Consider the following 24427-nt stretch of genomic DNA (forward strand, 5'->3'; position numbering starts at 1 on the left):
TCAGTTCGGCACCCGCGGCCCGCGTAGGCCGGAGCGTTGGACGACGCGCTGGATGGACAGGTCGCGCTCGTCGGGGCGGCCGACGTACTTGATGTCGCGCAGCCCCTGCTCCTGGGCGGCGGACTCGAAGCAGAAGTGACCGAAGCCGAGGAGGCGGCCGTGGAGCGGCTTCTTGACCGAGATGTCGAGGATCCGGCTCAACGGCATCGTGGCCAGGTGCTGCGAGAGCACGCCGTGCACGCGGAAGACCCGCATGTTGGTGATCACGAACCGGTCGCGCACCTCCCGGATCGCGCCCCACGCCGAGTGGGCGAGGAGCAGGAACGCGACGACGAGGACGAACCACGCCACGTTGACGTCGACGAACGGCGACCACAGCAGCAGCGTCACCGCGGCGACCCCCTCGATCGCCGGCCGGACGTAGGCCACCCAGTGGTGGCACACCTCGTCGACGACCACCTCGCCCTCCTCACGGAGGAGGTGCTTGCCGATCTTCGGGTCGCCCACCCAGGCGAGGAAGCCCACGGATCAGCCCGCCGTCGCGGCCTTCACAGCGCGCCGACGAAGTCGATGACGCCGGTGAACAGCTTCTCGGTCACGCTCCAGCCCTCGCCTCCGGCGCTCTTGGCCGTGCTCGCCAGACCGGTGGGGTCACTGAGCATCCAGAAGCCGAGAAACACGACGACCACGACAGCGATCAGCTTCTTGGCGTCCATTCCAGGATTCTCCGTCCGAGCAGGCGGGCATACGACGCGACATTCGTACCAGCAGGCGTCCGGACAGCGCGGGAGGCGCGCGGGCAGCGGCCCGCTCAGAGGCCGTACGCCGCGGTGTTCGGCGGCCGCTGGCCGGTCCGCAGCCAGGCGTCGAAGAACGCGTCGAGCTGCTCCCCCGACACCCGCTCCGCCCGGCGCTCGAACTGCTCGGACGTCGCGTTGCCGCCCTCCTTCACCGCTGCCCAGCGGCGCAGCAACCGGCGGAAGTCGGCGTTCCCGATCCGGTTGCGGAGCGCGGCGAGGGTCATCGCGCCGCGGTCGTAGACCGCTGTGTCGAAGAGGTGGCGCGGGCCCGGATCGGCGATCTCGAGGTCCCAGAACGGATGGGCGGCGGGGGTCGACGCGTACTGGCGGTGCAGCCACCGGTTGGTGGACGGACCGCCCCTGGCTTCGACGTACCGCTTCTCCAGGTAGGTCGCGAAGCCCTCGTTGAGCCAGATGTCCCGCCAACGAGCGACGGCCACCGAGTCACCGAACCACTGGTGCGCGAGCTCGTGGACGACGACCGACGGGTAGATCCAGGACGGGTAGATCGGCCGGGTCTGGTTCTCCAGGGCGAACCCCGGGTCGATGCTGGTCACTAGTCCGCCGGTGGTCGAGAACGGGTAGTCACCGAGCTGTTCCTCCAGCCACGCGGTGATCCGAGCGGACCGGCGCAGCATGTGGAGGGCGTAGCTCTCGGCGGAGGCGCCGAGGCGCTTCGAGACGGCGTTGTAGTAACGCTGGCCATGGGCGCGCCCCCGCTCGATCCGGAAGTCGCCGGCAGCGAAGAACGCGAGGTACGTCGTCATTGGGTCGGTCATCCGCCAGTGCGTCGTGGCCCTGCGTCCGTGGACCGTGCGACCGACGCGAACGCCGTTGCTGACGACCTCGCGCTGCGCACCCGTGGTGATCCGGATGTCGAACCGGGCCTTGTCGCTCGGATGGTCGTTGCTGGGGAACCACCACGCGGCCATGTGCGGCTCGTTCATGGTGACGACCTCGTGGCCGGTGGCGAGCCAGTTGGTCTCGCCCTGCCAGCCGATCCGGTCGGGGAAGCCGTGGTAGCGGACCCGGACGTCGACGGGCTCGCCCTGCGCCAGCGGCGTCGCCGGCGTGACCACGAGCTCGTGGGCGTTGGGCTTGTCGAACTCGGCGGTGACGCCGTCGACCCGCACGGCCTCGACGTCCAGCAGCAGGTCGAGGTTGAACCTCGTCAGCTCCCGGAGGGGCACCAGCCGGACGGTCGTCACACCCTCGAGGTGCCGGTCCCCGAACCGGTAGCGGTCGTGGATGTCGTAGTGCCGCACGTCGTAGCCCACGTTGCCGTCGGCCGGGAAGTACGGGTCCGGCACCTGCGGCGCCGCTGCCGGGGCCGCGACCGAGCCGGTCGCGAGCCCGCCGACGAGGACGAGGGCTGCGGCAGTGGTGAGCTGGGGGACGATCCGAGGTCGACGCACCGGCCCAACCTAACCCGGGAAGGGAACCTGCGATAAATGCGTTGCACGGCATATCCCGGACCGGGAACCATGGCGCACACGACCTGCACGAGCCGCGGGTCCGGATCGAGAGGAGCGTGACATGACCACGACTGTCCTTGGCCTGTCCGCAGACCATCTCTTCTCGACCCGGAGCACCCACCATGTTCTTGGAGCACACCTCCACGCCGGCTGACGCCGGCGACCCCCTCGACCCGCAGTTCACCTTCGACTTCGTCGCCTACGACGACGACCTCGGCGACGGTCGACGCTGGTCGACCTGGCTGAGCGTCGAGCCGCTCAGCCGCGGCCCCGAGCCACGACCCGACTGGGTCGTCACGTCCCAGGGCGCGATCGACACCGACCTCGGCATCCTCAAGACCGGCAAGGAGGCCGATGTCTTCCTCGTGGAGCGCGCCGACCTGCACCATCCCGACCACGCGGTCGTCATGGCGGCCAAGCGCTACCGGTCGCCCGAGCACCGGACGTTCCACCGCTCGGCGGCCTACACCGAGGGTCGCAGCATGAAGCGCTCGCGCGACGAGCGCGCGATCAAGCGGAAGAGCAACTTCGGCCGCGAGGTCGCCGCTGGTGAGTGGGCCATCTCGGAGTGGTCCGCGCTGGTCCGCTGCTGGGGACTCGGGCTGCCGGTCCCCTACCCGGTGCAGATCGACGGCACCGAGCTGCTGATGGAATGGATCACCGTCGACGGCGAGACCGCGCCGCGGCTGGCCCAGACCCGCCCGGACCGGCAGCTGCTGGCGTCGTACCTCGACCAGCTGCGGGACGCCCTCGCGACCCTCGTGCAGGCGGGCCTGGTGCACGGCGACCTGTCGCCCTACAACATCCTGGCGGCCGGCGATCGGCTGGTCATCATCGACCTGCCCCAGATCGTCGACCTCGTCGGCAACCCGGCCGGGTTCGACTTCCTGCTCCGTGACTGCCGGAACGTCTGCGCCTGGTTCGCCCGGCGTGGCCTCGAGGTGGACGGCGACGAGCTGTTCGGCGACCTGATGGCCCACGCGTTCTGACGAGCGTCAGGCCAGCAGACCGGTCAGTCCGAGCGCCTGGCGACCGGACTCGACCAGGGTCGCCTCCGGCGTCAGGGGGTGGAACTTGACCGCACGGATGTCGCGGTAGGCCCGCTCGATCACCGATCCCTTGAAGAAGGCCGGGCCGCCGGCGACGTCCATCGCCAGGTCGCAGACCTCGATCCCGGCGTCGGCGACCTCGGCCTTCGCCGTCATCACGGCGAGGTAGGCCTCCCGCGACGGTGTCGGGTCGTCGCCCACCGCGGCGAGCGCGCCGTCGAGCGCCCACGCCGCGACCTGCAGCCGGTGCCGCATCCGGCCGAGCTGGCGCTGGACCAGCAGGTTCTCAGCCTTGGGCGTGGCAGCGGCGAGTGCGGCGTCGTACGCCGCCTCGGCGACGCCGAGGTAGGCGCCGGTGATGATCGGGAACGCGACCTGGGAGATCACCTGGAGGGGGCCGTCGACGACGCCGTACGGGCGGTTGGCGAGCACCCGCTCGTCGGGCACGAAGACGTCCTTCACGACGACGTCGTTGCTCGCCGTGCCCCGCATGCCCAGGGTGTCCCAGTTGTCGGCGACCGTGACGCCCTCGGCTGCGATCGGGACCGCCATGTTGAGCACCCGCCGGCCCTGCTCGGGGTCGTCGTGGACGAACATCGTCGACATCGCGGCGCCGTGCCCGGACTGGCTGGCGAACCTCTTGTGCCCGGAGACGCGGTAGCCGCCGTCGACCTTGACCGCCTCGCCCCGCGGGTGCGTGTAGTCGCCACCGCCGGTCGAGACGAGCAGGATCCCCTCGTCCGCGACGCGGCGGAGGGTGGCCTCGGCGCCCGGAAGGCCCCGGTGGAACCGCCAGGCCGTGAACGCGACGACGTGCTGGTGCATCGAGCTCGCGAGAGCCGTCGCGCCGCAGTGGTGGGCGATCTCGCGCTGCAACGCGGTCAGCTCGGCAATCGTGGCGCCGTCGCCGCCCAGCTCGGTGGGGACGGCGGCCTTGAGGAGCCCGGCGGCGCGGAGGGCGTCGTACGCCTCGGTGACGAAGCTTCCCTCGGCGTCGTGGCGGGCAGCGTGCTCGGCGATGGCGGGGCCAATTGCCGCGGCACGCTCGGCCGGGGTCGGCGGCCGCTCGAGGGACTCGGTGGCGGGAGAGGGAGTGGCTGTCGTGGTCATGCTCCGACTGTCCGCCGGGGGGCTGACGCAAACTAGTCCACGATCGTGACCAGGCCAGTTCTGATTCGGGACCCGTACGACGCGGACCGGTGTCATCCTTGACGCATGCCCGACTACGGGGACTACTGCCCGGTCCAGATGGCCGCCGAGGTCGTTGCCGACCGCTGGACGCCGCTGATCATCCGCGAGCTCGTCCTCGGGAACACCCGGTTCAACGACATCGCCCGCGCGATGCCGGGGATCTCGCGGTCGCTGCTGGTGCAGCGGCTGCGCCACCTGGAGAAGAAGGGCGTCCTCGAGACATGGCCGGCCCCCGCCGGACGCGGCAGCGAGTACCACCTCACCCCGGCGGGCAAGGATCTCGACCGGGTGATCGACAGCCTCGGCCGGTGGGCGATCGAGTGGCTCTTCGACGACCTCCGCCCGCACGACGTGCCGCCGACGACGCTGATGTGGTGGATGCGCCGCCGCGTCAACCCCGAGGCGCTGCCGCCGGTCCGCACCGTCCTGGAGTTCCGCCACACCGCGCCGACATCGCAGACCATCTGGTTCGTGATCGACCGGGGCGACGTGTCGGTGTGCCACCAGCACCCCGGCTTCGACGTCGACGTCGTCGTAACGGCCACGACCGCCGACTTCGCCGACGTCTTCCAGGGCTACCGGACCTGGCGCGAAGCCGTCGACGAGGGTCGGATCGAGGTCGCCGGGGCGCCGCGGCTGACTTCGGCACTCCCCCGCTGGTTCCTGTGGAGCCCGTGGGCCGACGTCACCCGGGAGCGCGCCGAGCGCGCGACACCTGGCTAGCCTCGACCGGGTGAGGAGCATCCCGGAACGCATCGTCGTCGTCCGCGACACCTCGCCCGCGGACCCGGGGCGCGACGGCCTCTACGAGCCGGAAGAGCTCTACGACACCGTGCCCTACGCCGACGCGCTCGACGCCCGTGCCTACGCCTGGTCGCTCGAGGACCACTCCCCCGAGGCGCTCACGTGCCGAGCCCTCCACGACGAGGGGATCGACCAGGCGCTGGGCCGCTGGTGCACCCCGCGCGACCTGGTCGGCGTGATGGGCGGACACGGCGTGCTCCGCGGCAGCCGGGAGTACGCCGACGCGGCTCGTCTCGGTCACCTGCTCGGGCCCACGCTGACCGTCGCCACCGGCGGCGGGCCGGGCGCGATGGAGGCGGCGAACCTCGGTGCGTCGTTCGCGCGGGCGGACGGAGCGGTGCTCGAGGAGGCGCTCGCGGTGCTCGCGGACGTGCCGACGTTCAAGCCCTCCGTCGACGCGTGGGTCGGCCGCGCCCAGGAGGCGCGCCGGCTCATCGCGGAGCCGAGCCCGACCCTGGGCGTCCCGACCTGGCACTACGGGCACGAACCCTCCAACGTCTTCGCGACGGTGATCGCCAAGTACTACCGGAACGCGCAGCGCGAGGCGATCCTGCTCCAGATCTGCGACGCCGGGATCGTCTTCCTCCCCGGCGCCGCCGGGACCGTGCAGGAGATCTTCCAGGACGCCTGCGAGAACTACTACGCCGACGACGGAAAGGTGGCGCCGATGGTCCTCGTCGGCCGCCGCTACTGGACCGAGACGCTCCCCGCCTGGCCGCTCCTCACCAGCCTTGCCCGTGGCCGGGCGATGGAGGGTCACCTCCACCTGGTCGACTCGGTCGAGGAGGCGGCCGCTCTCTTCGAGTAAGAGCGCTGGGCTGGGCTCTTGTTGGCTTCGCCGGTCAGGTGTGTCGGACCTGTGGGCCGTGCCACCCGCGGCTCCGGCGTTCGGGGTGGGTGGGGTCACCTGTCTCGTTCGGACGGATCCGCTGGGAGATCGACCGACCCCGAGACCCCCCTCATCCGAGCAGCCGGAGCCGCGAGGGCCTCGCGCGCCTGATGCAGGCGGTGCCGGGAGGTCGCCGCGGGGCAATCGGGGTGCCGCCGGCGAACCGACCCATCAGCTCTGTCTCAACGCACCAGATCCCGGTGCGCGCCTGGCAGGACGCACCAGGCCCCAGGCGAGAGGGCCGGCGGCGGGGTCCCCGCTCTTGTCCCGCGGCGACCTCCCGTCACCGCCCCACCCACGCGCGACACCCACCAACGGCCCAGCCAACACAGCCCAGCGCAGCGCCTATCCCGCGAGGAGCTCCTCTCGCGAGCCGATCACGGCTCGATAGTGACCCATCAGCTGCTCGTTGACGGCGTGCCACGACCGCTCCTGGACGCTGCGGATGGCGGCGGCGCGGAGGCGGTCGCGGAGGGCGCGGTCGGCGACGAGGCGGTGGACGGCGGCGGCGAGGCCGGCGCCGTCACCCGGCGGGTAGAGGAGGCCGGTCACGCCGTCGCAGACGACGTCGAGGGGGCCGCCCTGGGCCGGCGCGACGACGGGTACGGCGGAGGCGAGCGCCTCCTGGGCGGACTGGCAGAACGTCTCGTGCCGGCCGGTGTGGACGAACACGTCGAGCGAGGCGTAGGCGCGGCTGAGGTCCTGCCCGTGGAGCAGCCCGAGGAAGCGCGCGTCCGGCAGCAGCGTGCGGAGCCGCTGCTCCTCGGGACCGGCGCCGACCAGGACCAGCTCGAAGCGGTGGTCGCGGGAGAGGTGGGTGAGGAGCTCCAGCTCCTTCTCGGCGGCGAGCCGGCCGACGTACCCGACGAGGAGCTTGCCGGTGGGCGCCAGCGCGCGCCGGAGCTGCTCGTCGCGGTGGCGCGGGTGGAAGGCGTGGAGGTCGACGCCGCGACCCCAGCGCTCGAGACCGGGTACGCCGAGCTCGTCCAGCTGCCGCAGGCTCGCCGTAGACGGGGCGAGGGTGCGGTCGACCTGGGTGTGGATCTTGCGGGTGAGAGCCGCGGCGGCCCGGGCGCCGCCGGGCACGTCGTACCGCTCGGCGAAGCCGACCAGATCGGTCTGGTAGATCGCGACGGTGGGGATGCCGAGCTCGCCGGCGGCGCGGGCCGCCTGGTAGCCGAGGGTCGCCGGCGACGCGATGTGCACCACGTCCGGCCGGAACCGCAGCATCACCGCTCGCAGCCGGCGCCGCGTCTCCAGGCCGACCCGGAAGTCTCTGTAGAAGGGGAGGTTGGCGCCGCGGGCGCGGGTGACCCGGAAGCCGGCGTACAGGTCCGGGCCGGTGGGCGCGACGAGCTCCGCCTCGTGCCCCTCGGCGGCCAGGTGCTCGAGGACTCGTCGTACGGAGTTGGTCACGCCGTTGATCTGCGGGAGGAACGACTCGGTGACGACCAGGACTCTCATGGCGACGACGCTAGGGACGGGCAGCCAACGAACGGGCACGCCGACACGATCCGGGCGTGACCTCCGGATGAACGCCCGGACTTTGCCATCAGGACGCGTGACCCACCTCACGTCGTGATCGTTGGTTGGCCGTGAAGCTGTCTCGTCGCGACCTTTTCCGTGCCGGCCTGCTCGCGGGAGGGGCCGCCGCGGTCGGCGGCGTCCTCGGTCCGTCGCTGGCCCGTGCCGCCGTCAACACCCGCACCACCCTCCTTCGCACGTTCGCCCCGGGCACGCCGAACGCGCTCGGCTACCGGAAGATCGTGGCGAAGCCGGGCGAGCCCCACCTGGTGCGCACCGACCTCGGCGTCGCGGCCCAGGCCGGCCGCGCCGATCGCCGGGTCGGCCTCCAGGCGTTCGTCCAGCTCAGCGACATCCATATCCTCGACCACCAGTCGCCCGCCCGCGTGGAGTGGACCGACCGCTACGAGACGCCAGGCCTGTTCTCCTCGGCCTACCGGCCGCAGGAGATGCTGACCGCGCAGGTTGCCGACGCGATGGTGCAGGCCGTCAACGCCCAGAAGCGCGGTCCGGTCACCCGGCTCCCGTTCTCCTTCGCGATCGAGACCGGCGACAACACCGACAACTGCCAGTACAACGAGCTGCGCTGGAACATCGACGTGCTCGACGGTGGTGTCATCCGCCCCGACAGCGGCAGCGTGCTCGCCTACGAGGGCGTGATGGACGACAACGCGCTCTACTACGACACCCACTACTGGCACCCCCAGGGGGTGCCAGCGGGCAAGGAGCCGGACCAGTACAAGGCCGAGCACGGCTTCCCCACGATCCGAGGGCTGCTCACCGCCTCCCGGAGGGCGTTCCGCGCGCCGGGCCTCGACATCCCGTGGTACACCGCCTTCGGGAACCACGACGGGCTCGTGCAGGGCAACTTTCCGCAGACTTTCCAGTTCTCCACGATAGCGGTCGGCCCGCTCAAGGTGATCTCGCCGCCTGCCGGCGTGAGCGAGACCGACGTGATCGACGCGGTCGAGGACCAGGACCCGTTGCGCGTCATCGGCGACCTCGTCGTCTCGCCGTACGTCCGGGCGGTCGCGCCGGACCCCACGCGGCGCAGTGTCAGCCGCAAGGACACCGTCGAGGAGCACTTCCGCACCAAGGGCCTGCCGGTCGGGCACGGGTTCACCGAGACCAACCGCGCCGACGGCACGGCGTACTACTTCTTCGACCAGGGTCCGTTCCGGCATGTGGTGATGGACTCGGTCAACCCCAACGGCTACTACGACGGCTCACTCGACCAGGGCCAGTTCGCTTGGCTCCAAGCGACCATCGGAGCGGCCGCCGGCAAGATCGTCCTCGTCTACAGCCACCACACCAGCTCGAGCATGATGAACCCGTTCGTGCTGACCGGTGGAGATCCTTCGCCGCGGGTGCTCGGGGACGCCGTGGTGGAGTACCTGCTCACACAGTCGCAGGTCGTCGCCTGGGTCAACGGCCACTCCCACCGCAACCAGGTGACGGCGCACAAGCGCGCCGACGGCAGCGGCGGCTTCTGGGAGATCAACAGCGCGTCGCACATCGACTATCCCCAGCAGGCGCGGATCGTCGAGGTGGCCGACAACCGCGACGGCACGCTGTCGATCTTCACCACGATCCTGGATCACGCCGGCCCTGCCAACTATGGCGGCGACCTCACCAACACGGTCTCGCTGGCCGGCCTGGCGCGCGAGCTCGCGGTCAACGACCCGCAGAACAACCTGGCCGCCTCGACCGGCACCGAGGCCGACCGCAACGTCGAGCTGCTGGTCAGCAGCCCGCTGGCCTGAGCCTCTTCAGGCGCCCTCGGGGGCGGCGGCGAGCTGGCCGCAGGCGCCGTCGATCTCGCGGCCGCGAGTGTCCCGCACCGTGGTGGGCACGCCGCGCGCCTCGAGGCGACGGACGAACTCGCGCTCGTCGGCGGGGTCGGAGGCCGTCCACTTCGAGCCCGGCGTGGGGTTGAGCGGGATCAGGTTGACGTGGACCCAGCCCCACCTCTCTGACCCGCCGTACGACGTCAGCACGTCGGCGAGCAGGTCGGCCCGCCAACCCTGGTCGTTGATGCCGCGCATCATGGCGTACTCGATCGAGACCCGGCGCTTGGTCTTCTCGGCGTAGCTCCAGGCCGCCTCGACGGTCTCGGCGACGGAGAACCGGGTGTTGATCGGCACCAGCTCGTTGCGCAGCTCGTCGTCAGGCGCGTGCAGGCTCAGCGCGAGCGTGACCGGGATCCCCTCGTCGGCGAGCTGCCGGATACGCGGCACCAGGCCGACGGTGGAGACGGTGACGCCGCGGGCGGACATGCCGAGTCCGTCCGGGGCGGGGTCGGTGAGCCGGCGTACGGCCCCGAGCACGGCCTTGTAGTTGGCCAGCGGCTCCCCCATGCCCATGAACACCACGTTGGAGACGCGGCCGGGGCCGCCGGCCACCTCGTCGCGCGCCAGCGCACGGGCGCCGGCGACGACCTGCTCGACGATCTCGGCCGTCGACATGTTGCGCTGGAGGCCGCCCTGGCCGGTGGCGCAGAACGGGCAGGCCATGCCGCAGCCGGCCTGGCTGGAGACGCAGATCGTGACCCGGCCCGGGTAGCGCATCAGCACCGACTCGACGAGCGCGCCATCGAAGAGGCGCCAGAGCGTCTTGCGGGTGGTGCCCCGGTCGGCCTCGAGCGTCCGGAGCGGCGTCATCAGCTCGGGCAGCAGGGCGTTGACCAGGTCCTCGCGCTGCGCAGCCGGGAGGTCGGTCATCTCGGCCGGGTCGTCGACCAGGCGGGAGAAGTAGTGGGTGCTGAGCTGCTTCGCGCGGAAGCCGGGCAGGCCGAGCTCGACCAGGTGCGCCTTGCGCTCGGCCGGGGTGAGGTCCGCCAGGTGCTGGGGAGGCTTCTTGCGTCCTCGCGGCTCGGCGAGGACCAGGGGCAGCCGGGTGGGCTCGGCGGACTCGGCGGACTCGGACATGGTGCGTCCAGTGTCCCACCGGCGGCGGTGCGGTCCTAACCGTCGCGGTTGAGGAGGAACCAGAGGACGCCGACGGCGACGCCGACGACGACCACCGCGGTCGCGCCCACGCCGAACAGCATGTAGCGACCGAACTTGCGCGTGTGGGGCGGCACGACCAGCCCGATCGGGACCACGAGCGTGACCAGCACGAACGGGAAGAGGTCCTCGGCGCGCTCGTAGCCGACCAGCGCCTTCAGCAGGGCGCCGTAGGTGCCCGGGACCAGGATGATGAAGGCCATTCCGGTGAAGAACCCGGCCAGCGGCACGAAGACCGGGTGGTCGCGGTGCCACCACTCGGGCAGCTGCCAGCGCTTCTTCGGCGCCAGGGTCGACTCACCCGCGGACGCAGCACCAGGCTCCGCGGCGCCCCGGGCGGGGTCGGTCGCGGTGCGCGCCGGGGTCTCGATTGCCTGGTCCATGTGTCCTCGATCGTAGCCGCCAGACCCGCAGACGACATGATCGGCCGCGCGACGAATCGACCTCCCTCCAGCCATGGTGTGCGGGGCACGCGGGGGTTAGGTTGGCCTCAGCAGTTCGGGAGGACGCATCCGGGAGCGGCCTGAGGGAGGACCTGCCTTGCGGATCGCACTGCTGACCTCCTCGGTGGAGGCACGGGGCGGCGTTGTGCACACGCTGGCGCTGGCGCGCGCCCTCACAGCGCTCGACGGGCGGCTGGCGGTGGACGTCTGGAGCCTGGGCGTCGCGCCCGACCCGGTGCTGATGCCGACCGCCGAGCCGCGGGTCACCGTGCGCGTCGTCCCGTTCCACGAGCGCACCACGGAGTCGCGCGCCGATCGCACGCGCCGCGCGGCCGTGGCGATCGGTGACGAGTTCGCGAGCACCCGGTCGTCGTACGACGTCGTGCACGCGCTGGACGAGCCGAGCGCGGCCGCCACCCTCCCCACCTTCCGCACCGTCCAGGACCTCGACGACATGCGGTCGCTGGAGGTGGCGACCGGCGCCGCACGCCGGGTTCAGCTGGTGTGCGGGACGAAGACCCTCGCGTCGGAGGTCCTGGCCCACTGCGGCCGCAAGGCAGCCGTCATCCCGGACGGCGTCGACGCTGCCCGCTTCGCGGCCGCGGTGTACGACGTGCCCGGGCAGGCCGCGTGGCGGGTCCGAGTCGGGGGCCGCTACCTCCTGGCGCTCGGCGGCATCGAGGCGAGCAAGGGCAGCATCGACCTGCTCGACGCCCACAGCGCCCTCGTGCAGGACCAGCCCGCGCTGGCCGACGTTCGGCTGGTGTTCTCCGGCGGCAGGCTCTCGGAAGCCGAGCCCACCTACCTGGCCGAGTTCGACGCCCGGGCGGACGAGCTCGGCACCCGGCCGGTCGTGCTCGGGCCGGTGGCCCACAGCGACCTGCCCGCCCTGGTCGCGGGCGCGTCGGCGGTCTGCCACGTCCCCATCGGTGACGGCTTCGGCATCGCGGCGCTGGAGGCCCTCGCTGCCGGCGTGCCGGTCGTCGCGCGCGACCTGCCCGCGCTGCGCGAGGTCCTCGACGACACGGTGGTCTTCGCCGACACCGTCCTGTCGATCGCGGACGCCCTCGTCGACGTGCTGAACAGCCCCCCGGAGCCGGATCCGGGCATCGAGCTGGCGGCGTCGTACTCCTGGGCGCGCGCCGCCATGGCACACCTCGAGCTCTACAGCGCGGCCGGTCAGAAGACGGCGTAGTGCAGCAGCAGCCAGATCGGGGCGATGGTCGCGAGGATCGAGTCGAGCCGGTCCATCAGGCCGCCGTGGCCCGGGATGACCTGGCTCATGTCCTTGATGCCGAGGTCGCGCTTGATGACCGACTCGCAGAGGTCGCCGAGCGTCGCCATCACGACCGCGATCAGGCCGAGGCACAGGCCCACCCACCAGTCCCCGTCGAGCAGGTAGACGACCAGCGCCCAGCCGGCGGCGAGGCACGCCACCAGTGACCCGGCGAACCCCTCCCAGGACTTCTTCGGCGAGATGACCGGCGCCATCGGATGCTTGCCGAAGAGGACGCCGGCGAAGTAGCCGCCGATGTCGGAGGCGATCGTGACCAGGATGAACGTGATGATCCCGGCGACGCCGTCGTCGTCGAGGCCGCCGCCGGTCCAGGTGTCGCCGCCCTCGGCGAGCATCAGGGCGACGAAGGAGCCGAGGAACGGCAGGTAGATCAGCGTGAACACCGACGCGGTGGCGTTCTTGACGTAGCCGTCGACGCCGCGACGCAGCAGCCACAGCATGATCACCAGCGCCGTGACCGCGGTCGCGGTGACCAGCGCCTCGGCGCTGAAGACGTAGGCCACGACGACCATCGCGACGCCACCGACCATCAGCGGCTGCTCGGGAAGGTCGATGTCCTGGGCGAGCAGGCCCTTGCGCAGCTCCCAGACCGCCACCACCACGGCAGCGGCGACGATCAGCATGAACGCCGGCTTCCAGAAGTACAGCGAGGCGCCGATCGCGGCCAGGAGCACGACGGCGGAGGCCACCGCCGCCTTGAGGTCGCGGCCGGCTCGACCGTGGTCCTTCTGGGGAGGCTGGGCAGCAGCGGCCGGCGGCGTGGCGTCGGTCATGAAGAAGTCATCCATCGAGGGGGTCAGACCTCGAGGAGCTCGGCTTCCTTGTGCTTGAGCAGCTCGTCGATGGCGTCGGTGTGCTTCTTGGTGATGCCGTCGAGGCGCTTCTCGGCGCCGGTCACGTCGTCCTTGCCGGCCTCGCCGTCCTTCTCGAGGCGCTCGAGGTTCTGCTTGGCCTTCTGCCGCACCTGGCGTACGGCGACCTTGCCGCCTTCGGCCTTCTCCTTGGCGAGCTTGATGAACTCCTTGCGGCGCTCCTCGGTCAGCTCGGGGAACACGCAGCGGAGGACCTTGCCGTCGTTGGCGGGGTTGACGCCGAGGTCGGAGTCGCGAATCGCCTTCTCGACGTTGGCCATCGCGCCCATGTCGTAGGGCTGGACCAGGATGATCCGCGCCTCCGGAGCGGTGAACGACGCGAGCTGCTGGATCGGGGTCGGCGTGCCGTAGTAGTCGACCATGATCTTGCTGAACATGCTCGGGTGTGCGCGCCCGGCGCGGATGGTCGCGAACTCCTCGCGGGTCGCGGCGACCGACTTGTCCATCTTGCCGTCGGCCTCTTTGAGGATGTCGTTGATCACCTGGTGCTCCTAGTTCGCTTGTCGAGACTCAGCCGGCGCTGACCAGCGTGCCGATCTTCTCACCTTGCACGACCCGGAGGATGTTGCCGTCGGCCGAGAGGTTGAAGAAGACCATGTCCATCTTGTTGTCGCGCGCCATCGCGATGCCCGTGGCGTCGGCGACCTTCAGGTCCCTGGCGAGGTACTCGTCGTAGGTGAGGTGGTCGAACATGACCGCCCCGGGGTTCTGGTAGGGGTCGGAGTCGTAGACGCCGTCGACACCCTGCTTGCCCATCAGGATGACCTCGCAGCGCGTCTCCAGGGCGCGCTGCGCCGCCACGGTGTCGGTCGAGAAGAACGGCATGCCGGCGCCGGCGCCGAAGATGACGACCCGGCCCTTCTCCATGTGCCGGACGGCGCGGCGGGGGATGTAGGGCTCGGCCACCTGGCCCATCGTGATCGCGGTCTGCACGCGGGTCTCGACGCCGTTCTTCTCGATCAGGTCCTGGAGCGCCAGGCAGTTCATGACCGTGCCGAGCATTCCCATGTAGTCCGCACGCGCGCGCTCCATGCCGCGCTGCTGGAGCTCGGCTCCACGGAAGAAGTTGCCGCCGCCGACGACGATGCCGACCTGGACGCCGGACTTCGCGACGTCGGCCACCTCTCCTGCGATCCGGTTGATCACATCGAGGTCGAGACCGACCGCACCGCCACCGAAGACCTCGCCCGAGAGTTTCAGCAGTACTCGCCTGTAGCCGGTCACGCCTGCGACCCTACCGGGCGGTCTTGCGCGGCGCTCAAGGGATCCGCTGCACCCGTTTGCGGTGGTGCTTGCTGTTGTCCCCGTCGATGTCGGAGTCGCGCGTCTTCGAGATGTGGTCGACCTTCTCCTCGCCCCCCTGCACCGGCTGGGCGTGGATGATCGTGTCCCGCTCGTAGGCGTGGGACTTGTCGGTGTTGCGGTAGTAGCGGTAGATGAGCCAGTAGGTGGCCGCGCCACCCGCCGGGCCGGCGGCCAGCAGCCACAACACGCCGTCGTCGCTCGCGAGCGGCAGTACGGCGGGCACGAGGTGTGCCACGGCGCCGAGGATCTCGATCGTCATGCCGATGCCACCAGGATCGTGCCGGCGATGCCTTCGAGGAAGGTGCCGACGGTGAAGGCCGCGAGGAGCAGCTTGGGCTGCGAGACCGGGATGCTGCCCATCGTCTCGCCCGTGCGGGCGTTGACCGCGATGTAGTGGAGGAGCTTGTTGCTCTCCTGCTGGTAGGAGTACAGCCAGACCGGCAGGTACATCGACAGCCAGCGGGACCCGCCGACGTCGATCTTCTCCTGCTCCCAGCGCACGCCGCGGTCGAACCTGTCCAGCGACTCGTGCACCTGCGACCTTCCGATCGAGAGCAGCTGGTCCTCCAGGACGGGCTTCACGGCGTCGACGTTGACATCGCGTTTCTCACTGGTGAAGCCGACGAGGTAGCTGGAGTTCCACTTCACGGCGTTCTTCGTGTCGAACGGCAGGATCGTGTTGATGATGTTGTTGGTGTTCTGAGGACCGAAGTCGGCCCGCTCGGAGGAACCCTCGATGGTGAGGTCGTCGACGGTGAAGCTCACCTGGCGGGCGACCTGGTAGACGTCGGCGGCGTAGTAGGTGACCGTGCTGTCGCCGCTCTTCTCCGTCCACCGCCGGGTCTGGACCTCGCCCTTGCCCCAGTACTGCGACTCGGCCCGGGCATCGATGACCAGGTAGGGGAGGTAGACGCCGAGCACGTTCTCCGGCACGAACTCCTTCTTGAACCGGGCGTGGGCGAAGAGCCGCCGCTTGGAGGCGAACTCGCGGATCTTCTCGACCGCCTCGTCCTTGGTCAGCTTGAAGGGCAGCACCGCGTCGGGCACCGCCCCGTTGGGGATCTGCTGGTTGACGTTGAGCGTGTGCCGGCACCAGTGGCAGCGTGCGTTGAGCGCGTGCGCCGTGTCGACGACCACCTCGGCCCCACACGACTCGCACTTGAAGGTGAGCATGTCGGCGACGTCGGCCTGGATGTCCTCAGCACCGCTGGCGATGACCGTGCCCTCGAGCTCGTCGATGCCCTCGCCGAGGCCGAACTCCTCCTCGACCCGCGCCTCCTGCCACTCGTTGCGGCAGAACAGGCAGACGAGCATGCCGGTGGACCCGCGGAGCCGCACGTCGGTCGAGCCGCACTTCGGGCAGCGGTTGAGCCCGTCCTTGAGCGACTCGTTGACGGTCTCGATGGACGGCTTGGGCTCGGGCCCGGCCTTGGCCGCGGCGAGCTCCTCCTCCAGCGACAGCGGTGGGCCGTCGAAGGTGGGCTGCTGGGGGTCGACGGGATCCTGCGCCATGTCAGAGCCCGAGCGCCTTCGCCTTTGCCGCGTCGTAGTCAGCCTGCGTGATCAGACCGGCGTCGAGCATCTCCTTGGCACGCTTGAGCACCGCCACCGGGTCGTCGGCGGCCTCAGCCGGCGCAGCAGCGGGCGCAGCCGGCGCAGCGGGCGCGGGGGCGGCAGGAGCCGCCGGGGCAGGCTGCTGGAGGCCACCGAGGCCGGCGCCGCCGGCAGCCATGCCCATGCCGATCAGGCCTCCCGGGCCGGCGTTCTCCCCGGCCGCCTCGAAGCCGGCCGCGACGGACGCCTGCAGGTTCGAGTTGCCGCGGGCACCCGACAGTGCGTCGGCGCGCTGGACGTTCTTGAGCAGCTCGCGGGTGTTGGCGTCGTACTCGATCGAGATGATCGCTGTCTTGACGATCTCCAGGCCGCGGGCCGTCTTCCACTGGTAGTTCTGCTCGACCGCCGCGGACAGCGACTGGGCGAAGCCGATCGAGTCCTGCTGGAGGCGCGCGATCCGGTTCCCCTTCGCGGGGTCGTTGGTGTACATCGAGAACGCCGGCGCCAGCGAGCCGATCACCTCGTTGAACAGCTGCTCGCCCGCAGGGTTGTCGATGTCGGTGAAGTCGAAGACGCCACCGCCGCTGATGATGCCGGCGGGCACGAAGTTGCGGATGAAGGTCAGCGGGTCGGTGATCTTGAGGGTGTAGGTGCCGCGGGTGATCGCGCCGACCTGGGTGTTCAGGAACGCGTCGTCCCAGTAGATCTCCGACTGCGTCCCGAACTTGTTGTTGGGGAGCTCCTTGAGCGCTACGAAGAGGGCGTTCTGCTGGGCGGAGGGGCGGCCGCCGAACTTGAACCGCTCCCAGCTCTGCTTGATGACGGAGTCGACGAGCCCGCCGCCGGTGAACACCGATTGCGAGGCCGGCTCGTCGGACTTCCACTCGTAGGCACCCGGCTCGGCGGCGAAGCCGGTGAAGGCGCCGTCCTCGAGGAGCACCAGGCCGTAGCCCTCGGGCACGACGAACTTGGAGCCGTTGGTGATGACGGCGCTCGACGCGCGGTCGTTGCTGCCGCGGCCGGCGTTCTCGCCCTTGCGCACAGCCGGGAACAGCGCCGCTGTCGGGGCGATCCCGTCAGGGACCCCGAAGAAGTCGACCCACTGGTCCGCGAGCGTGCCACCGATCGATCCGATCGCAGCCTGGATGAGTCCCACTGGCTTGTCTCCTTCACCTGACGGGGCGCGCCCGCAGGGGGGAAGGGGCGCATGTCACCAAAAACTATCCGACCGACGAACGCGCCGAACCGAAAACGGCGAAGGCCGGCCCCACGTCAGTGGGACCGGCCTTCGTCGGGTGCTGGGGGCGGCGTCAGGCGCCGACCTCGAACCGGGCGAACCGCTTGACGGTCGTGCCGGCGGCGTCGAGGACGTCCTTGACCGACTTCTTCGACTCCGTCACCGACTCCTGCTCGAGCAGGACGACCTCCTTGAAGAACCCGCCCAGGCGGCCCTCGACGATCTTGGTGACCGCGGCCTCGGGCTTGCCCTCCTCGAGCGTCTTCTTGGTGAGCACGTCCTTCTCGGCCGCGACGACGTCGGCAGGGACCTCGTCACGGGTGAGGTACTGCGCCTTGAGCGCGGCGACCTGCATCGCGGCACCCCGGGCAGCGGCCTCGTCGCCGTCGTACTCGACGAGCACGCCGACCGCCGGCGGCAGGTCGGCCGCCCGCTTGTGCAGGTAGACCGTGGTCTGGCCGTCGAAGTAGGCGACCTGGCCCAGCTCGATCTTCTCGCCGATGGTGATCGCGAGGTTCTCGACGACCTGGCCGACGGTGCTGTCGCCCAGCGGCAGCGCCTTCGCGGCCTCGGTGTCGGTCGCCTTGCCGGCGTCGACCGCCTCCGCGATCTTCTGGGCCGTCGCGACGAACTCGTCGTTCTTGGCGACGAAGTCGGTCTCGGACTTGAGCTCGATGAGTGCCCCGCCCGCGGCCGCGACGAGCCCGGCCGACGCCTCGCGCTCGGCACCGCGCTTGGCAGCCTTCGCGGCGCCCTTCACGCGGAGCAGCTCGACCGCCTTGTCGAAGTCGCCGTCGGTCTCGTCGAGCGCCTTCTTGCAGTCCATCATCCCGGCCTGGGTCAGCTCGCGGAGCTTCTTGACGTCGGCAGCGGTGAATGCCATGGATCCTCCCTCGGATCTACGTGGTGGGTGAGTCGGGAAGTGCGCCGGGCTCAGGCCTCGGCGGGCGCCTCGGTCTCGGCGGCGGCGTCGGTCGTCTCGGCAGCAGCCGTCGTACCGTCGGCCGTCGCCGCGGACTCGTCGACCTTGGCCTGGGCCTCGTCGGCCTCGGCGGTCTCGGTGGACGCACCGGTCGCCTCGGAGGCGGGCTCGTCGGTCGTCGCGTCACCACCGGTGGCCTCGACGGCGACCTCAGCGGCCTCGCCACCGAGCAGCTCGCGCTCCCACTCGGCCAGCGGCTCCTCGGCAGCGGGAGTCTCCCCGTCACCCTTGGCGCCGGAGCGGGCGATGAGGCCCTCCGCGACGGCGTCGGCGACCACGCGGGTCAGCAGGCCGACCGCGCGGATGGCGTCGTCGTTGCCCGGGATCGGGAAGTCGACGTCGTCGGGGTCGCAGTTGGAGTCGAGGATCGCGATGATCGGGATGCGCAGCTTGCGCGCCTCCTCGACCGCCAGGTGCTCCTTGTTGGTGTCGACGATCCACACCGCCGAGGGGGTGCGGGTCATCTCGCGGATGCCGCCGAGCGACTTGTTGAGCTTGTCGCGCTCGCGACGCATCTGCAGCAGCTCCTTCTTGGTGCGGCTGCTGCCGGCGACGTCGTCGAAGTCGATGTCGTCGAGCTCCTTGAGGCGGTTGATCCGCTGGTGCACGGTCTGGAAGTTGGTGAGCATGCCGCCCAGCCAGCGCTGGTTGACGTAGGGCATGCCGACGCGGGTCGCCTGCTCGGCGATCGCCTCCTGCGCCTGCTTCTTGGTGCCGACGAACATGATCGTCCCGCCCTTGGCCACGGTCTCCTTGACGAAGGCGTAGCTGCGGTCGATGTAGGCCAGCGACTGCTGCAGGTCGATGATGTAGATGCCGTTGCGCTCCGTCATGATGAAGCGCTTCATCTTCGGGTTCCAGCGCCGGGTCTGGTGCCCGAAGTGGACGCCGCTCTCGAGGAGCTGGCGCATGGTGACGACAGCCATGATGGTGTCTCCTGTTGGGTTGTTTTTCAGTTCGGTCCTGACGCCTGCGTGCGGCCCGACCCGAATGCTCGGGACTGAGAGCCGTCACCCACGGGCGGTCGGCGTTCGGAGTGAGCGCCGTCGTGGTCTGCTGACGTGCGTATTCCGGCACCCGGGCAGCCCTGACGGACGGTCCAAGAACCGGTGGGCCCAGGGTACCCGCCAGGTCGGCGCGCCGACCAATCGCGGACCAGGAGCCGTCCACAGGGACGAGCGCCGGGGCAGCCGTCCCCAGCCCGGAGTCGTACGACACCGGCGCGGTGGGTGGGGCAGGCCAGGGTCGGACCATGCGATCACTGGTCGACCTGCTCCGTGCGCTGCTGCCGGCAGTGCTGCTCGTGCTGCTCCTGCCGGCCTCGCCGAGCGCAGGCGAGGACGACCCCGTCGGGGTGTGGCCGCTCCGCCCGGAGCCGGAGGTCGTCGCGCGGTTCGACCCGCCGACGTCGCCGTACGGTCCGGGGCACCGCGGAGTCGACCTGCTCGGCCGTCCGGGGCAGGCCGTGCGGTCGGCGCTGGCCGGGACGGTCACCTACGCCGGACCGCTGGCGGGTCGCGGCGTGGTGGTGGTGAGCCACGGCGACACCCGCACGACCTACGAGCCGGTGACCGCACGCGTGTCAGTCGGCGACCCCGTCGCCGCCGGGGCGGTCATCGGCACGCTGCAGCCGTTCGCCTCCCACTGCGCGCCGCGGACCTGCCTGCACTGGGGCTGGCTGCGCGGTGAGACCTACCTCGACCCGCTCCGCCTGGTCGGGGCCGGACCGGTCCGGCTGCTCCCCCTCTGGCGTGACCTGCCGGTGGCACGGTCACCGGCCCGCAGGTCCCTGCCCTACGACGATTGGCGGCCGCTCGCGGCGGTGGGCTGACGTCACGCCCGCGGGTGCGCCTGCTGGTACGCCCGGCGGAGCCGCTCGGTCGTGACGTGGGTGTAGCGCTGGGTCGTGGCGAGCGACGCGTGGCCGAGCAGCTCCTGGACCGAGCGGAGGTCGGCTCCCCCCTCGAGCAGATGGGTGGCCGCCGTGTGGCGGAGCCCGTGCGGGCCCAGGTCGGGTGCGCCGGGGACCTCGGCGATCCGCCGGTGCACGAGCGTGCGCACGGCGCGCTGGTCGATGCGGCCCCCGCGGGCGCCGAGGAAGAGCGCTGGGCCGGAGCCGGGACGGGCCAGCTGCCCGCGCCCGTGCGCCAGCCAGGCGTCGACCGCGGCAGCGGCCGGTTGGCCGAACGGGACGGTCCGCTCCTTGCGGCCCTTGCCGAACACCCGGACGACGTTGCGGTCCCGGTCGATGTCGTCGACGTCGAGGCCGCACAGCTCCCCGACCCGCATGCCCGTCGCGTAGAGAAGCTCGAGCATCGCGACGTCGCGCAGCCCCACCGGGCTGCCGTCGTCGGCCAGAGCGGTCGCGGCCACGATCAGCTCGCGTGCCTCTTCGACCCGCAGCACGCTCGGCAGGGTCTGGTGCGGCTTCGGGGAGCCGAGCGCCGACCCGGCGTCGACCGGGGCGCGGCCCGTGCGCGCCAGCCAGGCGGTGAAGACCCGGGCTGCCGTCGCGCGGCGGGCGAGCGTCGTACGCGACCGTCCCATCGACTGCTGCTTCGCGAGCCAGCTCCGCAGCGTCCGGAGATCCAGCTCCGACACGTCGGAGAAGCCGAGCCGGTGGGCGTGCTCGAGCAGACCGGCGATGTCGCCCAGGTACGCCGTCACTGTGTGCGGAGCCAGGTTGCGCTCCGACGCCAGATGTCGCTCGTAGTCCCCCAGCACCCGCGACAGCGACTCGGGCAGGTCGTCGCTGTCCGGCGGGGTGGTTCGGCTCGCGGTCACCTGTCGATCGTAGGAACCTCCTGCCGCTGGACGTGGGACGTCGAGCCGTCGTCGACGTCCCCGCGCGCCGCGTCGGTCAGGTGCCATCCGCGTGGAGCCCGGTCGACGAGGCCGGAACGTCGCAGCCGCGCGAGCGCCGGTTGCACGGTGAGCACGCTGAGACCGGCCACCCTCGCGATCGACTCGACGGGAGCCCCGGAGAGCACCGGGACGGCGTCGAGGACCTGGCGGTCGTGGACCGAGAGCCGGTCGCGGGGTCTCGCCGGAGCGCGCTGATCGGCCTTGAGGTGCTCGCCCGAAGACCCGATCAGCTCCAACACGTCAGCGCCGGAGGTCACGAGCGCGGCACCGCCGCGGAGGGCCTGGTGCACACCGGCCGACGCGGCGCTGCCCACCGGTCCGGGGACTCCCATCGTGACCCGGCTCAGTCGCTCGGCCCAGTTCATCGTGGTGAGCGAGCCGCTGCGGACCGCCGCCTCGACCACCACGGTGCCGCGGGTCAGCGCGGCGATGAGCCGGTTGCGCGAGAGGAACCTGATCCGGGTGGGCGCGGCCCCGGGCGGCGCGTCAGACACGATCGCGTGCTCCTGGGCGAGGTGGTCGAGCAGCGGCCGGTGGGCGACCGGATAGGCCCGGTCGGGACCGCAGGCGAGGACCGCCACGGTGGGCGCACCGGCGCCGAGCGCCCCGCGATGGGCGGCGTAGTCGATCCCGAAGGCGGCACCGGAGACCACCGGGATGCCGGCGAGACCCACCTCGGCCGCGATGTCGGAAGCGACTTCGGCGCCGTACGTCGTGGCGGACCGGGCGCCGACGATCGCGACCGACCGGGCGAGTGCGTCGAGGCGGAGCGGGCCGCGCACCCACAGCCCGATCGGCACCCCGCCGCGCTCGTTGAGCGGAGCCGCGCCGTGGAGGTCGTCGAGCTGCCGCGGCCACTCGTCGTCGCCGGGTACGACGAAGCGGGCGCCGCAGCGCTCCGCCCTGGCGAGCTCGGCATCGAGGTCCAGCTCCTCCAGCCGCGCCGACGCCGCCAGGAGCAGCTGGTGGCGCTCCGGGTCGGTGCGGATCGCCTCCAGCAGGCGGGCGCCGCCGAGCTCGTGGGCCAGGTCGGTGAAGCGTGGATCGCCCGGCTCGCTGATCAGGCTCAGCACCATCCGCGCCCGGCGCTCTTCGGTCGCGCTCATCCGGCCCGCTCCTCCGCCACCCGCAGGTCCAGGGGTTCGCCCGCGCGCAGCCGAAGGGCGGTGTCGACGTGGGCCGGTCCCGGCCGGATGTCACGCCCCGACCGGACCGATTCGAGGTCGGCGACGGTCCACGCGAGCCGGGCGACCCGCACCGCTCCCCGCGCGCCCAGCCGACCACGGTAGGTCGCCTCGTCGATCATCCGGCCGCCGTCGCCGGTGATCGGCCACGCGTCCTTGAGGCGCGGGCTCGGCACCTGGCTGTTGAGGCGCCAGCTGCAGCCCGCGAACCGCTCCCGCTGCCGCTGCCGCGCGGCCGCCACGCGCTCGCGGACGACGCTGGACGACTCGGGCGGCCGGAACCGGTCGACCTGCCCGCCGAGCGCGGGCCGCACGTGGCGGGTGATGTCGATCCGGTCGGCGATCGGCCCCGAGACCTTGGCCTGGTAGGCGCGGCGCACCGGGTCGGCGCAGGTGCACTGGTTGGCTCGCGGGACCGACGAGTAGTTGCCACAGGGACAGGGGTTCGCGGCGAGGACGAGCAGGCCCCGGGCCGGCAACCGGACCGACTCGTCGCGCCGAGCGATGGTGATGTCGCCGCTCTCCAGCGGCTGGCGCAGGGCGTCGATGACGTCGGACCGGAACAACGGGAACTCGTCCATGAAGAGCACGCCGCAGTGCGCGCGGCTGATCTCGCCCGGGCGCACCTGGCCGTTGCCTCCGCCCACGATGCTGGCCTTGCTCGCGTCATGGTGGGGCGCGGCGAACGGCGGTCGCACGATCATGCCGTCGGCGGGATCCAGGACGCCGGCCAGCGAGTGGATGGCCGTCAGCTCGAGCGACTCCTCCGGCGTGAGGTCGGGCAGGATCGTGGGCAGTCGCTCGGCGATGCTGGTCTTGCCCGATCCCTTCGGGCCCGACAGCAGCAGCGGGTGGCCGCCGGCGGCCGCCACCTCGAGCGCGTACTTCGCGTCGGTGAGACCGTGGAGGTCCGCGAGGTCCAGCTCGTCGAGCCGCTCCTCCCCGCGCCAGCTCAGCAGCGGGGTGCCGGACGACGCCGCGACCGGCGGGGCGCTGGGGAGCTCCTCGTGCCGCAGCAGCGCGACGACCTGCGCGAGCGAGCGGACGCCGAAGACGTCGACCCCCGGGACCATCCGCGCCTCGTCCTGCTGCGGCTCGGGCACGTAGACGCGGTCGATGCCGCGCTCCGCGGCGGCGAGCACCATCGGCAGGACCCCGACGGCCGGGCGCAGGCCGCCGGACAGCGTGAGCTCGCCGATGAACGCGGCGTTCCGCAGCGCTCCGTCGGGCAGGCCGCCGTCGGCGGAGACCACCGCGACGGCGAGGGCCAGGTCGAAGTGGGTGCCGGACTTCGGGAGGTCGGCCGGCGAGAGCAGCAGTGTGATCCGCTTCGTCGCCGGCCACCGCAGGTCGCTGTTGATGATGGCCATCCGGATCCGGTCCTGGCCCTCCCGGAGCGCGGCGTCCCCGCGCCCGACCATGGTCACCGACACCTGACCGGGCGAGACGTCGGCCTGCACGTCGATCAGGTGTCCGAGCGCACCGTTGAGAGCAACCGTGTGCGTCGTCGCGAACGGCATCAGACGAGTCCCCGCACGTGGTCGACGACCGCGGGCCCGCGTCGCGGCCGCAGGACGGCGACCAGGTCCACCCGGGTGTCGTCGGGCCGGACCCCGCGGTCGGTCGCCCACCGCTCCGCCAGCCGCTGGAGCCGCCCGAGCTTGGCGTCGGTGATCGCCTCGTGGGGCGTGCCTGCCTGCAGGCTCGTCCGGGTCTTCACCTCGCACACCACGAGCGTCGAGCCGTCGCGCAGCACGAGGTCGATCTCGCCCTCGTCGCAGCGCCAGTTGCGCTCGAGCAGGACCATCCCCTGCCCGACCAGGTGCCGCGCCGCCACCGCCTCGCCGTACGCCCCCAGTGCCTGCCGCGCCGCCGCCGTCGTCGTCTCTGTCATGCCCGCCAGCGTGGCCGGGAGGACGGACGAACCAGCGCACCGCGGGCAGTCCCTGTG

General features: G+C 71.4%; 25 protein-coding genes. 6 read left to right on the plus strand and 19 right to left on the minus strand.

What is annotated here, in order from left to right:
• From F0U47_RS15215 to F0U47_RS15220, 3 genes are all read right to left on the minus strand, one after another.
• Positions 1 to 525, minus strand: coding sequence for a PH domain-containing protein (locus F0U47_RS15215; protein WP_149751326.1), 525 nt, complete (start codon positions 523 to 525; stop codon positions 1 to 3).
• Between the two features lie 23 nt (positions 526 to 548).
• Positions 549 to 716, minus strand: coding sequence for a hypothetical protein (locus tag F0U47_RS21300; RefSeq protein ID WP_188111378.1), 168 nt, complete (start codon positions 714 to 716; stop codon positions 549 to 551).
• 95 nt (positions 717 to 811) lie between these two features.
• The gene (locus tag F0U47_RS15220; protein WP_149751327.1) at positions 812 to 2215 is read right to left on the minus strand and encodes a M1 family metallopeptidase; all 1404 of its coding nucleotides are present in this window, start codon (positions 2213 to 2215) and stop codon (positions 812 to 814) included.
• 182 nt (positions 2216 to 2397) lie between these two features.
• On the opposite strand from F0U47_RS15220, the gene F0U47_RS15225 reads away from it, so the two are divergent.
• The gene (locus F0U47_RS15225; protein ID WP_149751328.1) at positions 2398 to 3264 is read left to right on the plus strand and encodes a serine protein kinase RIO; all 867 of its coding nucleotides are present in this window, start codon (positions 2398 to 2400) and stop codon (positions 3262 to 3264) included.
• A gap of 6 nt (positions 3265 to 3270) precedes the next feature.
• On the opposite strand, the gene F0U47_RS15230 is transcribed toward F0U47_RS15225, so the two are convergent.
• A complete protein-coding gene (locus F0U47_RS15230; RefSeq protein WP_149751329.1) occupies positions 3271 to 4434 on the minus strand; it encodes an acyl-CoA dehydrogenase family protein in 1164 nt (387 codons plus the stop codon).
• A gap of 105 nt (positions 4435 to 4539) precedes the next feature.
• Between F0U47_RS15230 and F0U47_RS15235 the strand changes: the two genes are divergently transcribed.
• Positions 4540 to 5238, plus strand: coding sequence for a winged helix-turn-helix transcriptional regulator (locus tag F0U47_RS15235; protein WP_149751330.1), 699 nt, complete (start codon positions 4540 to 4542; stop codon positions 5236 to 5238).
• Positions 5239 to 5248: 10 nt separating this feature from the next.
• The gene (locus F0U47_RS15240; RefSeq protein ID WP_149751331.1) at positions 5249 to 6127 is read left to right on the plus strand and encodes an LOG family protein; all 879 of its coding nucleotides are present in this window, start codon (positions 5249 to 5251) and stop codon (positions 6125 to 6127) included.
• Positions 6128 to 6553: 426 nt separating this feature from the next.
• Here the strand turns inward: F0U47_RS15240 and F0U47_RS15245 are convergent, their stop codons facing one another.
• Entirely contained in the window at positions 6554 to 7672 is a 1119-nt protein-coding gene (locus tag F0U47_RS15245; RefSeq protein WP_149751332.1) for a glycosyltransferase family 4 protein, read from the minus strand.
• 131 nt (positions 7673 to 7803) lie between these two features.
• On the opposite strand from F0U47_RS15245, the gene F0U47_RS15250 reads away from it, so the two are divergent.
• Positions 7804 to 9495, plus strand: coding sequence for a TIGR03767 family metallophosphoesterase (locus F0U47_RS15250; protein WP_188111379.1), 1692 nt, complete (start codon positions 7804 to 7806; stop codon positions 9493 to 9495).
• 6 nt (positions 9496 to 9501) lie between these two features.
• Here F0U47_RS15250 and rlmN read toward each other — a convergent pair whose 3' ends face one another.
• Positions 9502 to 10659, minus strand: a complete 1158-nt coding sequence (rlmN, locus tag F0U47_RS15255) for a dual-specificity RNA methyltransferase RlmN (RefSeq protein WP_149751334.1) — start codon at positions 10657 to 10659, stop codon at positions 9502 to 9504.
• Between the two features lie 35 nt (positions 10660 to 10694).
• Positions 10695 to 11120 (minus strand): hypothetical protein, encoded by a 426-nt coding sequence (locus F0U47_RS15260; RefSeq protein WP_246159648.1) that lies wholly within the window; start codon positions 11118 to 11120, stop codon positions 10695 to 10697.
• 157 nt (positions 11121 to 11277) lie between these two features.
• On the opposite strand from F0U47_RS15260, the gene F0U47_RS15265 reads away from it, so the two are divergent.
• The gene (locus tag F0U47_RS15265; RefSeq protein ID WP_149751335.1) at positions 11278 to 12375 is read left to right on the plus strand and encodes a glycosyltransferase; all 1098 of its coding nucleotides are present in this window, start codon (positions 11278 to 11280) and stop codon (positions 12373 to 12375) included.
• Here F0U47_RS15265 and F0U47_RS15270 read toward each other — a convergent pair.
• The 8 genes from F0U47_RS15270 to rpsB form a co-directional block, all read right to left on the minus strand.
• Complete coding sequence (locus F0U47_RS15270; RefSeq protein ID WP_149751336.1) at positions 12360 to 13265, minus strand: phosphatidate cytidylyltransferase; 906 nt, start codon at positions 13263 to 13265, stop codon at positions 12360 to 12362. The two genes, F0U47_RS15265 and F0U47_RS15270, sit on opposite strands and share 16 nt — an antisense overlap.
• A gap of 8 nt (positions 13266 to 13273) precedes the next feature.
• A complete protein-coding gene (frr, locus tag F0U47_RS15275) occupies positions 13274 to 13828 on the minus strand; it encodes a ribosome recycling factor (RefSeq protein WP_223162800.1) in 555 nt (184 codons plus the stop codon).
• Positions 13829 to 13859: 31 nt separating this feature from the next.
• Positions 13860 to 14573, minus strand: coding sequence for a UMP kinase (pyrH, locus tag F0U47_RS15280; RefSeq protein ID WP_149751338.1), 714 nt, complete (start codon positions 14571 to 14573; stop codon positions 13860 to 13862).
• Between the two features lie 34 nt (positions 14574 to 14607).
• Positions 14608 to 14913 carry a hypothetical protein gene (locus F0U47_RS15285; RefSeq protein ID WP_149751339.1) on the minus strand — a complete coding sequence of 102 codons (306 nt, stop codon included), beginning with the start codon at positions 14911 to 14913 and terminating at the stop codon, positions 14608 to 14610.
• Positions 14910 to 16166 carry a TFIIB-type zinc ribbon-containing protein gene (locus F0U47_RS15290; RefSeq protein ID WP_149751340.1) on the minus strand — a complete coding sequence of 419 codons (1257 nt, stop codon included), beginning with the start codon at positions 16164 to 16166 and terminating at the stop codon, positions 14910 to 14912. The genes F0U47_RS15285 and F0U47_RS15290 overlap by 4 nt, the downstream gene beginning before the upstream one ends.
• Before the next feature lies 1 nt (position 16167).
• Positions 16168 to 17364: an SPFH domain-containing protein gene (locus F0U47_RS15295; protein WP_149751341.1), complete on the minus strand. Its 1197-nt coding sequence runs from the start codon at positions 17362 to 17364 to the stop codon at positions 16168 to 16170.
• Between the two features lie 154 nt (positions 17365 to 17518).
• Positions 17519 to 18328, minus strand: coding sequence for a translation elongation factor Ts (gene tsf / locus F0U47_RS15300; protein WP_149751342.1), 810 nt, complete (start codon positions 18326 to 18328; stop codon positions 17519 to 17521).
• 50 nt (positions 18329 to 18378) lie between these two features.
• Positions 18379 to 19353 carry a 30S ribosomal protein S2 gene (gene rpsB / locus F0U47_RS15305; RefSeq protein ID WP_188111380.1) on the minus strand — a complete coding sequence of 325 codons (975 nt, stop codon included), beginning with the start codon at positions 19351 to 19353 and terminating at the stop codon, positions 18379 to 18381.
• Positions 19354 to 19679: 326 nt separating this feature from the next.
• Here rpsB and F0U47_RS15310 point away from each other — a divergent pair, with 326 nt between their 5' ends.
• On the plus strand, positions 19680 to 20258 hold the full coding sequence (locus tag F0U47_RS15310; RefSeq protein ID WP_149751344.1) for a murein hydrolase activator EnvC family protein: 579 nt from the start codon (positions 19680 to 19682) through the stop codon (positions 20256 to 20258).
• A 2-nt stretch (positions 20259 to 20260) separates the two neighbouring features.
• Here the strand turns inward: F0U47_RS15310 and F0U47_RS15315 are convergent, their stop codons facing one another.
• The 4 genes from F0U47_RS15315 to F0U47_RS15330 are packed head-to-tail and all read right to left on the minus strand — an operon-like array spanning position 20261 to position 24370.
• On the minus strand, positions 20261 to 21211 hold the full coding sequence (locus F0U47_RS15315; RefSeq protein WP_246159649.1) for a tyrosine recombinase XerC: 951 nt from the start codon (positions 21209 to 21211) through the stop codon (positions 20261 to 20263).
• The gene (locus F0U47_RS15320; RefSeq protein ID WP_149751346.1) at positions 21208 to 22398 is read right to left on the minus strand and encodes a DNA-processing protein DprA; all 1191 of its coding nucleotides are present in this window, start codon (positions 22396 to 22398) and stop codon (positions 21208 to 21210) included. The genes F0U47_RS15315 and F0U47_RS15320 overlap by 4 nt, the downstream gene beginning before the upstream one ends.
• On the minus strand, positions 22395 to 23996 hold the full coding sequence (locus F0U47_RS15325; RefSeq protein ID WP_149751347.1) for a YifB family Mg chelatase-like AAA ATPase: 1602 nt from the start codon (positions 23994 to 23996) through the stop codon (positions 22395 to 22397). The genes F0U47_RS15320 and F0U47_RS15325 overlap by 4 nt, the downstream gene beginning before the upstream one ends.
• Complete coding sequence (locus F0U47_RS15330; RefSeq protein ID WP_149751348.1) at positions 23996 to 24370, minus strand: YraN family protein; 375 nt, start codon at positions 24368 to 24370, stop codon at positions 23996 to 23998. The genes F0U47_RS15325 and F0U47_RS15330 overlap by 1 nt, the downstream gene beginning before the upstream one ends.
• Positions 24371 to 24427: the final 57 nt, after the last annotated feature.

The organism is Nocardioides antri (assembly GCF_008373765.1).
In the GTDB taxonomy this organism is placed as follows: Bacteria; Actinomycetota; Actinomycetes; order Propionibacteriales; family Nocardioidaceae; genus Nocardioides; species Nocardioides antri.

Excerpts from the sequence above, each read along its gene's own strand:
- F0U47_RS15325 (WP_149751347.1), bottom strand. The coding sequence starts at position 23,996 with ATGCCGTTCGCGACGACGCACACGGTTGCTCTCAACGGTGCGCTCGGA.
- F0U47_RS21300 (WP_188111378.1), bottom strand. The coding sequence starts at position 716 with ATGGACGCCAAGAAGCTGATCGCTGTCGTGGTCGTCGTGTTTCTCGGC.
- F0U47_RS15260 (WP_246159648.1), bottom strand. The coding sequence starts at position 11,120 with ATGGACCAGGCAATCGAGACCCCGGCGCGCACCGCGACCGACCCCGCC.
- rlmN (WP_149751334.1), bottom strand. The coding sequence starts at position 10,659 with ATGTCCGAGTCCGCCGAGTCCGCCGAGCCCACCCGGCTGCCCCTGGTC.
- rpsB (WP_188111380.1), bottom strand. The coding sequence starts at position 19,353 with ATGGCTGTCGTCACCATGCGCCAGCTCCTCGAGAGCGGCGTCCACTTC.
- F0U47_RS15225 (WP_149751328.1), top strand. The coding sequence starts at position 2,398 with ATGTTCTTGGAGCACACCTCCACGCCGGCTGACGCCGGCGACCCCCTC.
- F0U47_RS15285 (WP_149751339.1), bottom strand. The coding sequence starts at position 14,913 with ATGACGATCGAGATCCTCGGCGCCGTGGCACACCTCGTGCCCGCCGTA.
- F0U47_RS15330 (WP_149751348.1), bottom strand. The coding sequence starts at position 24,370 with ATGACAGAGACGACGACGGCGGCGGCGCGGCAGGCACTGGGGGCGTAC.
- F0U47_RS15290 (WP_149751340.1), bottom strand. The coding sequence starts at position 16,166 with ATGGCGCAGGATCCCGTCGACCCCCAGCAGCCCACCTTCGACGGCCCA.
- F0U47_RS15245 (WP_149751332.1), bottom strand. The coding sequence starts at position 7,672 with ATGAGAGTCCTGGTCGTCACCGAGTCGTTCCTCCCGCAGATCAACGGC.
- F0U47_RS15310 (WP_149751344.1), top strand. The coding sequence starts at position 19,680 with ATGCGATCACTGGTCGACCTGCTCCGTGCGCTGCTGCCGGCAGTGCTG.
- F0U47_RS15270 (WP_149751336.1), bottom strand. The coding sequence starts at position 13,265 with ATGGATGACTTCTTCATGACCGACGCCACGCCGCCGGCCGCTGCTGCC.
- tsf (WP_149751342.1), bottom strand. The coding sequence starts at position 18,328 with ATGGCATTCACCGCTGCCGACGTCAAGAAGCTCCGCGAGCTGACCCAG.
- F0U47_RS15320 (WP_149751346.1), bottom strand. The coding sequence starts at position 22,398 with ATGAGCGCGACCGAAGAGCGCCGGGCGCGGATGGTGCTGAGCCTGATC.
- F0U47_RS15230 (WP_149751329.1), bottom strand. The coding sequence starts at position 4,434 with ATGACCACGACAGCCACTCCCTCTCCCGCCACCGAGTCCCTCGAGCGG.
- F0U47_RS15235 (WP_149751330.1), top strand. The coding sequence starts at position 4,540 with ATGCCCGACTACGGGGACTACTGCCCGGTCCAGATGGCCGCCGAGGTC.